General features: G+C 59.8%; 13 protein-coding genes. 8 read left to right on the top strand and 5 right to left on the bottom strand.

The window, feature by feature from the left end:
- Nucleotides 1-36 precede the first annotated feature (36 nt).
- On the top strand, nucleotides 37-672 hold the full coding sequence (locus AC061P_RS13205) for a TrmH family RNA methyltransferase (RefSeq protein WP_449647696.1): 636 nt from the start codon (nucleotides 37-39) through the stop codon (nucleotides 670-672).
- A 77-nt stretch (nucleotides 673-749) separates the two neighbouring features.
- Complete coding sequence (locus tag AC061P_RS13200) at nucleotides 750-1,997, top strand: NAD(P)/FAD-dependent oxidoreductase (protein ID WP_449647695.1); 1,248 nt, start codon at nucleotides 750-752, stop codon at nucleotides 1,995-1,997.
- Between the two features lie 19 nt (nucleotides 1,998-2,016).
- Here AC061P_RS13200 and AC061P_RS13195 read toward each other — a convergent pair whose 3' ends face one another.
- From AC061P_RS13195 to AC061P_RS13185, 3 genes are all read right to left on the bottom strand, one after another.
- Nucleotides 2,017-2,379 carry a protealysin inhibitor emfourin gene (locus tag AC061P_RS13195; protein ID WP_449647694.1) on the bottom strand — a complete coding sequence of 121 codons (363 nt, stop codon included), beginning with the start codon at nucleotides 2,377-2,379 and terminating at the stop codon, nucleotides 2,017-2,019.
- Between the two features lie 40 nt (nucleotides 2,380-2,419).
- Entirely contained in the window at nucleotides 2,420-3,529 is a 1,110-nt protein-coding gene (locus tag AC061P_RS13190) for a M4 family metallopeptidase (protein WP_449648210.1), read from the bottom strand.
- Between the two features lie 142 nt (nucleotides 3,530-3,671).
- Nucleotides 3,672-4,493 (bottom strand): bacteriorhodopsin, encoded by an 822-nt coding sequence (locus AC061P_RS13185; protein ID WP_449647693.1) that lies wholly within the window; start codon nucleotides 4,491-4,493, stop codon nucleotides 3,672-3,674.
- Between the two features lie 116 nt (nucleotides 4,494-4,609).
- Between AC061P_RS13185 and AC061P_RS13180 the strand changes: the two genes are divergently transcribed.
- Nucleotides 4,610-5,062, top strand: coding sequence for a MarR family winged helix-turn-helix transcriptional regulator (locus tag AC061P_RS13180; protein WP_449647692.1), 453 nt, complete (start codon nucleotides 4,610-4,612; stop codon nucleotides 5,060-5,062).
- A gap of 462 nt (nucleotides 5,063-5,524) precedes the next feature.
- On the opposite strand, the gene AC061P_RS13175 is transcribed toward AC061P_RS13180, so the two are convergent.
- Nucleotides 5,525-5,695 (bottom strand): hypothetical protein, encoded by a 171-nt coding sequence (locus AC061P_RS13175; RefSeq protein ID WP_449647691.1) that lies wholly within the window; start codon nucleotides 5,693-5,695, stop codon nucleotides 5,525-5,527.
- A gap of 179 nt (nucleotides 5,696-5,874) precedes the next feature.
- Between AC061P_RS13175 and AC061P_RS13170 the strand changes: the two genes are divergently transcribed.
- From AC061P_RS13170 to AC061P_RS13150, 5 genes are all read left to right on the top strand, one after another.
- Nucleotides 5,875-6,531, top strand: coding sequence for a hypothetical protein (locus AC061P_RS13170; protein WP_449647690.1), 657 nt, complete (start codon nucleotides 5,875-5,877; stop codon nucleotides 6,529-6,531).
- Between the two features lie 328 nt (nucleotides 6,532-6,859).
- The gene (locus tag AC061P_RS13165) at nucleotides 6,860-8,146 is read left to right on the top strand and encodes an adenylosuccinate synthase (RefSeq protein WP_449647689.1); all 1,287 of its coding nucleotides are present in this window, start codon (nucleotides 6,860-6,862) and stop codon (nucleotides 8,144-8,146) included.
- Between the two features lie 173 nt (nucleotides 8,147-8,319).
- Entirely contained in the window at nucleotides 8,320-8,958 is a 639-nt protein-coding gene (locus AC061P_RS13160; protein ID WP_449647688.1) for a GNAT family N-acetyltransferase, read from the top strand.
- A complete protein-coding gene (locus AC061P_RS13155; RefSeq protein ID WP_480391414.1) occupies nucleotides 8,955-9,920 on the top strand; it encodes a DMT family transporter in 966 nt (321 codons plus the stop codon). The genes AC061P_RS13160 and AC061P_RS13155 overlap by 4 nt, the downstream gene beginning before the upstream one ends.
- A 73-nt stretch (nucleotides 9,921-9,993) precedes the next feature.
- Nucleotides 9,994-10,896: an amidase domain-containing protein gene (locus AC061P_RS13150; RefSeq protein ID WP_480391413.1), complete on the top strand. Its 903-nt coding sequence runs from the start codon at nucleotides 9,994-9,996 to the stop codon at nucleotides 10,894-10,896.
- A 12-nt stretch (nucleotides 10,897-10,908) separates the two neighbouring features.
- Here the strand turns inward: AC061P_RS13150 and pgm are convergent, their stop codons facing one another.
- On the bottom strand, nucleotides 10,909-12,543 hold the full coding sequence (gene pgm / locus AC061P_RS13145; protein WP_480391412.1) for a phosphoglucomutase (alpha-D-glucose-1,6-bisphosphate-dependent): 1,635 nt from the start codon (nucleotides 12,541-12,543) through the stop codon (nucleotides 10,909-10,911).
- Nucleotides 12,544-12,554 lie beyond the last annotated feature (11 nt).

Raw genomic sequence — 12,554 nt, 5'->3', positions numbered from 1 at the left:
TACCGGGGCTGGGCTCACGGCGAGTATCGTGGAACGGTGACTGAACCGAACCCCAGCGTCGAGCTGTCGACCAACGGGGTGGGGCCGTGGCGGGGCGAATTTCCCACCGATCCCCACTTTGATCCTGAACTTCTGGCGCGTGGCGATAGCCGCAATGTTATTGACCGGTATCGCTACTGGAATATGGAAGCGATCGTTGCCGATCTTGATGTGACGCGTCATCCATTCCACGTCGCTATCGAAAACTGGCAGCACGACATGAACATCGGCTCCATCGTGCGCAGTGCGAATGCGTTCGGTGCCGACACCGTGCACATCATTGGGCGGCGGCGCTGGAACAAACGCGGCGCCATGGTCACTGACCGCTACCAGCACGTGTTGCATCATCCGGATGTCGCAGCCTTCGTGGAGTGGACTGAAGCCAACGATCTGCCGATCATCGCGATCGACAACGTGCCCGGCAGCGTCATCATCGAAACCTTCGATATGCCCAAACGCTGCGTGCTGCTCTTCGGCCAAGAGGGCCCGGGCTTGTCGCCCGAAGCCATCGAAGCAGCGACGGATGTCGTGGAGATCAGCCAGTTCGGTTCCACCCGATCGATCAACGCTTCAGCCGCGGCTGCCGTTGCGATGCACAACTGGATCACCCAGCACGTCAGCTTCTCGAAGTAGGACTCTGGCGGCGGCGGAAACGCGCCGGTAACGCGGCGAGGGTTAGTCTGAAGGTTCGACCCGATGAGGAGTGAGCCATGTCGCAACCCACCCGTGTCACGATTATTGGTGCCGGAATGGTCGGGCTCTGCACCGCCTGGTTCCTTCAAGAACGCGGTGTTGACGTTACAGTTCTTGATCGCACGGGCATTGCTGCCGGATCATCGTGGGGCAACGCCGGGTGGATCGCTCCCGCGCTCACCTTGCCGTTGCCAGAGCCGTCGATATTCCGTTTCGGAGTGAAGGCGATTGTTAGCCCCTCCTCGCCGGTGTACGTTCCGCTTGCCGCCAATGCCACCCTGCTGCGTTTTCTCGCGGGCTTCGCCCGTCACTCACTCCCTGGCGCGTGGCGCAAGAACATGGCGACGTTTGCTGAGATCAACAAGTGGGGGCTTGATTCCTTCGACCGTATGGAAGACGGAGGCGTCGCGGCCTCGCTTACCCAAGCTGACCCGTTTCTCGCAGCATTTGTCAACGAACGCGACCAGCAAACAATCGTGCACGAGTTCGACGAAGTCGCCGCACGTGGAGGCCACGTCAGCTTCCAGAAAATTACCGGCGACGAGTTGCGCGAAATCGAGCCGAGCATCTCGGGCCTCGTGACTCATGGGCTGCGCATTGAAGGCCAACGTTTCATCAACCCGCCCCAGTTCATGCAGGTGCTCGCGGCATCCGTTCGGGCCAGAGGCGCTCGAATCATTGAGGGCGCCAACGTTACCGGCGTGCGCGATCTTGGTACCGAGGGTGTCGTCGTTGATGTTGAGGGCCAAGACTCTGTGAAGGGCGACCAGCTGGTCATCGCGACCGGAACGTGGCTTTCGTCGCTCGCCCGCCAATTTGGGGTGCGGCAAGTCATTCAGGCCGGTCGGGGTTACAGCTTCAGCGTGAAACCGCCGGTGATCCCGACGCACCCCATCTACTTGGCCGCGCAGCGTGTTGCTTGCACCCCGCTTGGCGACCGACTGCGAGTGGGAGGCATGATGGAGTTCCGTCGCCCCGACGCTCCAGCAGACCCTCGCCGTATCCAAACCATCGTGAACGCAGCAAGCCCCATGTTTGACGGCGTGGACTGGGAAGCGCGCGAAGAAGAATGGGTCGGCTCACGACCCTGCACCGCCGACGGGCTTCCGCTGGTTGGTCGCACACGTTCGCCGCGCGTTCATGTTGCTGGCGGGCACGGCATGTGGGGCATTGCCCTTGGTCCCCTAACCGGGCGGATGCTCGCAGATTCCATCACCGGCAATGGCGAGCATCCCCTGCTCACTTCCTTCGACCCGCTGCGCTAGCAATCGCTGACGTGCGAGGTTAGCGCTCGCCGTCGAGTGCGTCGTGTTGGTTATGATTCGGCTCGCGGACGTGGTCGACAGGGCTGGGTTGCTGTGCGGCGTCGGGGCGCACTTCGGACTGCGCGTTGGCCTCGCGCACGCGGTCAACTAGTTCGCGCCACGGGCCAACTAGGTCTTGCTCGGGGATGACGACTTCGTGCGGATCGCAGTGGATCTCGTACGTGTACCGATCCGGCATCGGGTTTGTCGTTACTCGCTTCTCCCAGGGCAGCTCGGCAATGAGGAGGTACCACTGTTCGGGATCGGGTTGTTCGTCGACAATGACATCCCATTCGATGCGTCGACCGAGTAGGCCTCCGCTGCGCCACACCTGAACCTTCACACGTGCATGCTATCCCGCGCCCGCGCTTATTTGACAGTGCTTATTCGTCGGTGGTGATGCCGACCAGAGCCCAGCCGCCGACGACAGCTTCGTGCTCAGGGGAGCTGAACCCGTATCGTGCCACAGTTGTCTCGACTGTTGCTGCCGCGAATTCGGCGAAGTTACTGCGGGGCGTAAGGGAGTTGCCGGTGAGGGTGTCGTACCAGATCTGCCCCGCGCGTTCCCACGCATTGCCGCCCAGGGTATTGGCGACGCTCCAGAACGCCCGATTGGGAATGCCTGAGTTCAGGTGCACGCCACCGTTGTCGTCGAGAGTTTCGATGTAGCCATCTAGATGGTCGGGCTGCGGGTCTTTTCCGAGCACATCGTCGTCATAGGCCGTTCCGGGTGCTTTCAGCGAGCGCAGCGCGTTTCCTTCGACTTGTTCGGTGAAGATGCCTTCTCCGACAAGCCAAGATGCAGTTGCTGCGTTCTGGCCGCGAGCATGCTGCTCGACTAATGATCCGAACACATCGGACAGGTGTTCATTGAGTGCGCCGCTCTGGCCTTGGTAGATCAGGCCGGCCGTGTATTCGGTCACGCCGTGGGCGAGTTCGTGGCCGATCACGCTGAGCGAGCGTGTAAATCCATCGAAGATCTCGCCGTCGCCGTCGCCGAACACCATGCGTGTGCCATCCCAGAACGCGTTGTCGTAGCGATTTCCGTAGTGCACGGTAGCTTCAAGTGGGGCAGAGCGATCGTTGATCGAGTCACGCGCGAACACTTCCCAAAAGAGGGCAAATGTGCTGCCCAGACCGTCATAGGCCTCGGAGACGGATGCATCGTCGGTCTCCGGTTCACCCTCGGTGCGCACTAACGTTCCGGGCAATGCTTCAGCACCGTGCGCGTCGTAGAGAGAACGACTGATCTGCCCACGCACGCTCGGCTCACCTGGGCGCAGCGACCTGCGGGGCAACACGTTGTGACTGCGGCCATGGTCGAGGTGATCGTGGACGACATCGGTCAGCGACCGCCGTGCGGCGTGTGCGGCCCGTTCGAAGCGGGGATCCTCCAGCGTCGCGATCCGCGCCAGAAGGAACGGGGGCACGATCGAGCAGATGGGTTGCGGAAGCGCAACAGGCGAAACGTGGTGCTGAGTAATCCGGAACATGCTCCATGCTGACACGGGCCGACGACACCGACAACACCGACAACACTGACTAAGCCATTTACGAGATCGGCCTGCACAAGGGTGAACGGACCCCGGCCCAGATGCCGGAGTCCGCTCACTAGTTTGTTGCTTGTTGGCCTAGCTACTTGCGGACGAACATTGCGGCGTCCTCAGGAGAGTTCTCTCGTGTGGCGAAATCTGGGTCATCATCGAACGACTTCATGCGGGCGACGTAGAAGATGATCAACGCGTAGACGGCCTTCGCCAGTATGTCGGCTATCGAGTATCCGATCTGTTTGCCCACCCAAGCATCCGCCCCACTTATGTCGAGCATCGGGAGGATGTAGGCAATGGGGTAAACGCCCCAGCTGAGCAGCAGGAGGAAGCGCAACTGACTGAGGGTGCGGCGCACCGAGACTGGCTGCTTGTTAAGTGACTTACCCAACTGCACGAAGAGCACGTACAGGATGTACGCGAAGGGGATTGTGGACAGCAGGCCGAAGATTCCGCGTACGGTGTTGTCGCCGCTGATCTCGCCGGGGTATCCGAGGATGATCATGAGCGCGGCAGCGGGCAGCAGACGAATGATCAGCCCGGTCTGCACCTTGCGGGCGAGAGCTAGTACAGCAATGAGCTCAAGCAGCAGAAGAGGCACGGTCAGAAGCCAGTCAACGTACCGGTATCCCTCATTGAAGGATGCCCCAACAGCTTGCGTATATACGCCCGCGCCACCGACAGAGTCCGACACGAAGGCCTCTTTGAATGAGTCGAAGATTCGGAAGTAGTGGTAGGCCGCAATTGCGCAGACAACAATCGCCACCGTGATTGCCTGCCGGTAGCGAGGCAAGACTCGCGGCAGAGCGATTGTCAGGAACACAGCGGTGAAGAGCTGCGAAGCGATGACGAGCGAAAGGAAGTTATAGACGGTGTCGTACTGCCCTTGGGTAAGGGTGTCAGGAATCATTAGAGCCTCCGGTAGAGAGTGGATTACGAACTCCCAGAATAGTACCTCAATTAGTAAGTAACTTACCTATTAAGTTATTTACTAATTTTCCTGATTCTGCAATAAAGTTGGGTGCTATGACTAGCGCGAACGAGAAGCATGCCCTCGAGGGTTTTCCGGCGGCGGCGGTGCGTTTCGTGCGCGCTCTCGAAAGGAATCGAGAGCAGATTGCCATCGACAACGGACTGTCCGCCAGCGATCTTCGCGCACTTTTTTGGATCGCCGAACACAGCAACGTGACGCCCAAAGCAGTCGCTGAACATATGGAGATGACGACGGGTGCGATAACCGCGATAACCAATCGGCTCTCGGACCGCGGGTTGTTGCAGCGGGTCGCGCATCCCTCAGATCGACGAAGCAACTTTCTGGAACTCACCGAAACTGGCCACGTTCTAATGCGAGAAATTCACACTGATTTCAATCACATGGTTTCGGAATCGACGTCATGTCTCGCACCGGAAGAACTCATCGTGTTCGAGTCAGCGCTCACCCGAGTTGCCGCCGAAGTGGCCGCGCGAACCGGGCGCTAGCTCGTCAGAGTGCCAGGCTCTCAGCCTCGTAATTGACTCACGGGGAACTCGTTGCCATCAGGATCAGGGAGTACCGCTTCGCGGAACTGTCTAAGTCCCGCACTGGGCAGGTTGTCCAGTGGGGTACACCTCACTCTGTCGCGCTGCTGGTATTGACCGAGAGACATGAACCGATTGAGGCGAGAACTGCCCGACCCTCATTTGGGACCGATTAACCGCCGCCTAGCGGCAACCGCGTACCTAGGCCATCTATACAGCGGAGCTGTACTACACACAGCTGATTATGCACCCGAGTTAGAGAGGTCAAGTTCGCACTTGAGATCGACAGGGGGGGATTGCGACATCGAACGCAGATCGGAAGCTGGATATCGAAGTTCTGATCCCTGATATTGCGCGAGCGAAATATTCGGCCTGTTGTAGCGCGTTGCTGCCGCTAAAAGTCCGCCATAGATAGGGTGCTGGTCAGTCTCGGTGAGCTGTGCTTGTGCCTGTCGTTCCCGCGTGCCCTAAGTACTTTCTCAATGCCTTTATCGAGAGCAGGAGTGCCCATATGGAGAGAATGATGAGGACAGCGATTGCGGCGAAGGAAAGCACGTTGATGACAATTCCAAGGATCCCAATTTGACTAAGCATCTGTCCACCCTACGTATGCAGGAAGACAATCTCCAATAGACCTGAGAATTACTCTCAACATTTACTCATGTCTGAGACCATTGCCGGGCAACAACACCTTATGAGTCAAAAATTCGAAAGGTTGGATATTCAAATTGTTGAAAAGTAAAGCGATCCTTGCGTTCGCAGGAGTAGGCCTCATGCTCTTAGGCGCTGCACCCGCGAGTGCCGCTGAGGCCAACGGTCTCAGCTCAGATGAACTAGCCCAGGTAGAACAAAACATCGAGAATGCCGACGTTGTCATTAGTGACGATGATCGAGAAAGCATTCTCGCGAAATTGGCCGCCGGAGGAACACTCGATTCGACTAGCCCCAACGCAGTCCCGGTCAGTGTCGACGAGTCGGAAGCGGACGGCTGGAAGGTCACCAAATACTCATTTAGCGATGGCAGCTATTCGCTCTCATCCGAAGAAGTTCCAACCGAAATTTCGGGCTCGGACCCCAATGCGCGTTCGATCACTGGATGCACTAACAGCCAGTCTGGCTCGAAGTACATCCGCACAAACTGCACAGTGAAATTCTCTGATGCGATTTCGATGGTCAAGTTCCGCCTGAGCTACTACTTCGTCGGCGGTGGTGGTGGCGGATATGGGCACATCACTTCGATCTCAGGAAAGAGCTATGACGCAATCGGCTACAACGCCGGTTCAGGATACGTGAACATCCTTACGCAAACAGGGAGCCCAGCGACGCTTGAGGCGGGACTCAGCTACACCACAGCGGTAGGTGGAGGCACCGCAGTAGGTTTCGGCTACGTCGGATCGGGTGGCTTTTCACAAACCGCTTGGCCCTACTAACAAATAGAGTTCAGGGGCAATTTAGGGTAGGTGGCCGCGACATGTCGGATTGTCGCGGCCACCTCATGTTCCATTCTCCGCATCTCCGACCTGCTTCGGCACTCCACTCTTTGCATGCTCGCCTCGAGCTCCTGCAAATCGCCAGTGAACACCGCGGGGCACCGCTTCGTGTGGACGAGAAGTTTTGTTGCAGGATGACCAGCTGGGGTACACCGTGGGGATATCCGTCTCGCTCGCTCAAGCAAGGACTCTTGCCTTCCCGCCCGCGAGGATGCCGCTCTCGGGTAGACTGAGGTGTAATCCCCCCACATTTTCGAAGGGATCCACTATGCCAGCAATCGTGATCATCGGCGCCCAATGGGGCGACGAGGGCAAGGGAAAAGCAACCGACCTCCTCGGTAGCCGCATCGACTACGTCGTGAAGTTCAATGGCGGAAACAACGCCGGACACACCGTAGTCATCGGCAGCGAAAAGTATGCGCTGCACCTACTGCCGTCTGGCATCCTCACAGAGGGTGTCACTCCGATCATTTCCAACGGAGTCGTTATCGACCCCGAGGTGCTCTTTGAGGAGCTCGACGCCCTCATCGCTCGCGGAGTCGACGTCTCCAAGCTGCTGGTGAGCGCCAACGCGCACATCATCACCAACTACCACCGCACCCTCGACAAGGTGACGGAACGCTTCCTCGGCAAGCGTCAGATCGGCACAACCGGTCGCGGAATTGGCCCGGCGTATGCCGACAAGATCAACCGGGTCGGCATCCGAGTTCAAGACCTCTTTGACGAAAACATTCTTCGCCAAAAGGTTGAGGGCGCTCTCGACCAGAAGAACCACCTGCTCGTGAAGGTCTACAACCGTCGCGCAATCGAGGTTGAAGAGATCGTCACCGAGCTGCTCAGCTATGCCGACCGTCTGCGCCCCATGGTCGCCGACACCGGTCTGCTGCTGAACCAGGCGCTCGATAAGGGCGAGATCGTACTCTTCGAGGGCGGCCAGGCCACGATGCTGGATGTTGACCACGGCACGTACCCGTTCGTCACGTCATCCAACTCCACTTCGGGTGGCGCGGCTACCGGTTCGGGTGTTGCTCCCAACCGTCTTGAACGCATCATCGGGATCGTCAAGGCCTACACAACACGTGTCGGAGCTGGCCCGTTCCCGACCGAACTGCACGACGAGTCCGGCGAGTTCTTGCGCTCCAACGGTTTCGAGTTCGGCACCACCACCGGCCGTCCGCGCCGCTGTGGTTGGTACGACGCCCCCATCGCCCGCTACACGGCGCGCGTCAACGGTGTCACCGACTTCGTGCTCACCAAGCTCGATGTGCTCACCGGTCTCAAGACGATTCCTGTCTGTGTGGCCTATGACGTTGATGGCACCCGCCACGATGAAATGCCCGTGTCGCAGTCCGACTTTCACCACGCTGTGCCGATCTACGAAGAGTTCCCCGGCTGGGAAGAAGACATCACGGGTGCTCGCGCCTTCGAAGACCTCCCCAAGAACGCGCAAGACTACGTGCTCGCCATCGAAAAGATGAGCGGCGCCCGCATGTCAGCGATCGGTGTTGGCCCCGGCCGCGACGAGATCATCGTTCGTCACGACCTCGTCGACTAAGCACTTCAGCAACTCGTTCGCACTCAAGCGGCACGCACCGGAGAGATTCGGGGCGTGCCGCTTGTGCGTGCGCGGGTAGCCAATCGGGAATTGCTGGACTCAACGTCAGTAATCGGTGGGTGAAAGTCCGAAATCCGCGCGTGGAGAGGGTGTGCCGGTGGGAGTATTTGTAGGTGACCCTAACGCGCCCGCAGCCCCGCATCCTTCTGGGAACTTTCGTTTCCGTTGAGCCCCTGACGGAAGCGCACCTCGCTGCGCTCTGGCCAGCCCTCAGTGTGCCAGAAGTCTTCGCGGGAGGCTATGGCGGAGGCCCAGCCGGGTTGCCGGCAGACGAGGCATCCTTTATGAAGTGGATGCGCGCCGGCTACCTCGGTTATGCCGACCGGATGCCGTTCGCCGTGCGCCTCCGTTCTGGTTCTGGGGCTGAGCCCGGCCCTGACGCTGGTCGGCTCATTGGCGTGAGCACCCTCGGCGACCTCGACGAAACCAACGCCAACGCCCACCTCGGCTGGACCGCCTACGACCCCACCGTGTGGGGAACCGCAGTGAACCCCGAGACGAAACTCCTGCTCCTCGGCTTCGCCTTCGAGAACGGCTACAACCGAGTGCGTCTCCAAGCGGACTCCATCAACGATCGTTCGCGCGCCGCGATCCTCAAGCTCGGAGCCACTTTCGAGGGGATTCATCGCAAACACCTCCTGCGGGCTGACGGCTCGTGGCGAGACACCGCCGTGTATTCCATCATCGACACCGAGTGGCCGGCCGTGAAAACGGGGCTGCTCGCGCGTCTCGGGCAGGAGCCGCGCTCGTGAGCGCCCCCGTCATCAAGCCGGGGCGTGAAGAAAAACACGACAACGCATCCCCGCTGGGAACCTGGCTACGGTTTGCGGGCGCCGGGCTTGTGTGGGGTTCAAGCTTTCTCTTCATGAAGGTGGCTTTGGATGGCGTGAGCTTTGGGCAGGTCGCCTGGAGTCGGGCCGTGCTGGGCGCAATCGCGCTGGTCGTCGTCTTCGCGGTCAGTCGCCGCCGGCTCCCACGCAAGCCCATCGTCTGGGCGCACTTCACCGTGCTCGCGTTTCTCTTCGCCGTGTTCCCCTACCTGCTGTTTGCGTGGGCAGAACAGTATGTGAGCTCGGGCCTCGCCAGCATCTACAACGCAACAACCCCCATCATGACGGCCATCTTTGCGACCCTCATATTCCGGGTTGAGAAGCTGACGCGCTCGCAAATTGCCGGTGTCACCCTCGGCATCTTCGGGGTGTTCGTGATCATCGCACCGTGGCAAGCTGGCGACATCAGCGGCAGCCTCCTCGGGCAACTTGCCTGCCTTGGCGCCGCAATTTGCTACGGCGCTGCGATGAGTTATCAGCGCAAGTTTGTGGCGCCATACAAGGTTCCCGGCGTGACCTCCGCAACCATGAATATCGGCATTGCCGCTGTCATCTACATTCTGCTCACCCCACTTGTTGCAGTTGGCCCCGTGAACCTCACGCTTCCCGTTCTCGCAAGCCTGCTTGCGCTCGGCGTGCTCGGCACCGGCATGGCCTACGTCTGGAACTACCGGGTGCTCGCCGAGTGGGGACCAACCCGCACGTCAACCGTCACCTACATCACGCCAGTGATCGGCGTCATCCTCGGCTTCGTCATCCTCAAAGAGACCATGTCGTGGCACGAACCCGTTGGAGCCGTTCTCGTCATCATTGGGGTACTCCTCGCGCAGGGGCGGCTGAAGTGGCCAGTCGGGGCGAAACAGTCGCGCGCGCCGCTCACGTAACTAATTCCTATGGATCAGTCGGGATAGACACTGTGAAGCAGCACAACCCACCATCTTCTGGGAAACTGTCTTAGTGCCTTCCACCTTTCTGATCCGCCGCCTGGGCGTTGCCGCTGCCGCTCTCGGTGTCGTGGCAGCCATCACCGCCTTTGTGATTCTGGCGGCTCCGGTTCCAGAAACCGCCGCACCGATAGGCGAAGATGTTGCAGAAGTAGCACCGCCAACACCCGAAGTTCTGGGGGCCAGTGCGCTGACAGGAACACTCGTCGGTGGCGAGTCGATCGAGATCACCGGCGTGGCCCTCGACGACGTTACCGCCGTCACTTTCGGCGGCATCCCCGCCACCAACATTGTTGTTGCTGACAGCGAAACACTGACGGCCATCGTGCCCTCCGCCCTAGACTTTCAGCCAGCAACCGTAGCCATTGAAGTGATGGTGGATGCGGAAGTTCTCCCCTCTGAGACACCTCTCGAATACAGCTACGCCGCATCCACCCCGGTCGACAAACAGATGCAGTATCTGCTGGCTCACTGGCAGGACTACAACATCGCTGAATACGGTGACCTCAACCCTGTCGGCGGCGACTGCGCCAACTTCGCTAGCCAGTCACTGCTCATGCGCGGCTGGAAAATGACCTCTGAATGGTTCAACCACAACGCCGCCGCAGACTGGAGCGGAGCGTGGGGCTACGTGCCAACCATGGAGAACTGGCTGCTCTCGAACCCCGAGCTCGGCGCAACCCAATTGACCTTCGACCAGCGCGATCAAGCGAAAGTCGGCGATCTCGTCGTGTTCGACTGGAACGACAACAACTACCTCGACCACATTCAAGTGGTGTCGGCAGTATCAACCGTTGACGGCGTGACCACCATCAAAATGGTTGGCCACAATCTTGACACCAACTATCGCGATCTCGACACAACCATCACGGTCGATCACCCGGGCGCTACTGGGCACTTCTGGAGCATTCCGTAACGAGCGGCGAACCTACGAGTTCAGGGCCGCATCCACGATCGACTTCGCCTCGGCCTGCACTCGACGCAAGTGTTCAGCACCCTTGAACGATTCGCCATAGATCTTGTAGACATCCTCGGTGCCGCTCGGGCGAGCAGCGAACCACGCAAACTCGGTCGTCACCTTCACCCCGCCGATTGATGCTCCATTGCCCGGTGCCTCCGAAAGCTTTGCGATGATCGGATCTCCGGCGAGCTCGGTGGCCGCGATTGCCGCACCGCTCAACTTGCCCAGCTTCGCTTTCTGCGCCTTCGTGGCTGCGGCATCCACTCGTTCATAGGCTGGGTCGCCGAACTCTTCGACGAGTTCTGCGTAGAGCACTGACGGAGTCTTCCCGGTGACCGCAAGAATTTCGCTCGCAAGGAGTGCGAGCAGGATGCCGTCTTTGTCTGTCGTCCACGTCGATCCATCTTTTCGCAGAAAACTTGCACCCGCGCTCTCCTCGCCGCCGAACGCGACTGACCCGTCGACCAGGCCGGGAACAAACCACTTGAAGCCGACCGGCACCTCCCAGAGGTCGCGGCCCAGTGCGGCCGCAACCCGGTCGATCATCGAGCTGGAGACCAGGGTTTTGCCGATCGCGGCATCCAGATTCCACCCCTCGCGGTGCGTGTAGAGGTAGTGGATCGCAACGGCTAAATAGTGGTTGGGGTTCATGAGGCCGCCGTCGGGAGTGACGATTCCGTGACGGTCGGCGTCGGCATCGTTGCCGGTGAGGATGTCGTACTCCTCACGGCGGGCAACGACGGAGGCCATTGCAGACTGTGACGACGGATCCATGCGGATCTTGCCATCCCAGTCGAGCGTCATGAACGACCACGTCGGGTCGACTGTGGGATTAACCACCGTCAGATCGAGGTTGTACTTCTCGGCGATGAGCTTCCAATAGTTGACGCTGGCACCACCGAGCGGATCAGCGCCGATGCGGATGCCGGCCGTGCGAATTGCGTCGATATCGATAATGTTTTCGAGATCGTCAACATAGCGTCCGCGAAAGTCGTAGCTGCCCGCTGGCGTGTATTCGGCCCCCGCGGCGACCGCGCGCTTCACATCGTGGTTGCCCGCGGCGATGATCGTGTTTGCCCGATCGGCGATCCATCCCGTGGCATCGCTGTCGGCTGGCCCACCGTGGGGCGGATTGTATTTGAAGCCGCCGTCGCGAGGAGGATTGTGGCTGGGGGTGATGATGATGCCATCTGCCTGGTCAGTGTGACCCGCTGCGTTGTAGGCGATAATCGCGTGGCTGAGGGCCGGGGTAGGAACGTAGTCGTCGAACGTGTCTTTGAGCGCGTGCACATCGTTTGCGGCAAGAACTTCGAGGGCTGTGGTTTCGGCTGGTCGGGACAGCGCATGGGTGTCGCGGCCAATAAACAGTGGCCCTGAGATGCCTTGGGAGGCGCGATATTCCACGATCGCCTGCGTGATGGCGGCGATGTGCACTTCATTGAAAGCAGTATCTAGCGAGGAACCACGGTGGCCGCTCGTGCCGAACACAACGCGCTGCTCCGGGATCGACACATCCGGAACCAGCGCGTAATACGCCCCCACAAGTTCGTTCACATCAATGAGGTCGGATGCCTGGGCTGTTGTGCCTGCGCGATCATTCATGCGAACCAGTC

It is taken from the genome of Rhodoglobus sp. G.S.4 (genome assembly GCF_056619605.1).
This window is presented reverse-complemented; position numbering and strand designations above follow the sequence as displayed.

What these genes read in the sequence shown, in the direction of transcription:
- AC061P_RS13185 (WP_449647693.1), bottom strand. Translation starts at nt 4,493, where the DNA reads ATGATTCCTGACACCCTTACCCAAGGGCAGTACGACACCGTCTATAAC.
- AC061P_RS13200 (WP_449647695.1), top strand. Translation starts at nt 750, where the DNA reads ATGTCGCAACCCACCCGTGTCACGATTATTGGTGCCGGAATGGTCGGG.
- AC061P_RS13165 (WP_449647689.1), top strand. Translation starts at nt 6,860, where the DNA reads ATGCCAGCAATCGTGATCATCGGCGCCCAATGGGGCGACGAGGGCAAG.
- pgm (WP_480391412.1), bottom strand. Translation starts at nt 12,543, where the DNA reads ATGAATGATCGCGCAGGCACAACAGCCCAGGCATCCGACCTCATTGAT.
- AC061P_RS13190 (WP_449648210.1), bottom strand. Translation starts at nt 3,529, where the DNA reads ATGTTCCGGATTACTCAGCACCACGTTTCGCCTGTTGCGCTTCCGCAA.
- AC061P_RS13170 (WP_449647690.1), top strand. Translation starts at nt 5,875, where the DNA reads ATGCTCTTAGGCGCTGCACCCGCGAGTGCCGCTGAGGCCAACGGTCTC.
- AC061P_RS13175 (WP_449647691.1), bottom strand. Translation starts at nt 5,695, where the DNA reads ATGCTTAGTCAAATTGGGATCCTTGGAATTGTCATCAACGTGCTTTCC.
- AC061P_RS13180 (WP_449647692.1), top strand. Translation starts at nt 4,610, where the DNA reads ATGACTAGCGCGAACGAGAAGCATGCCCTCGAGGGTTTTCCGGCGGCG.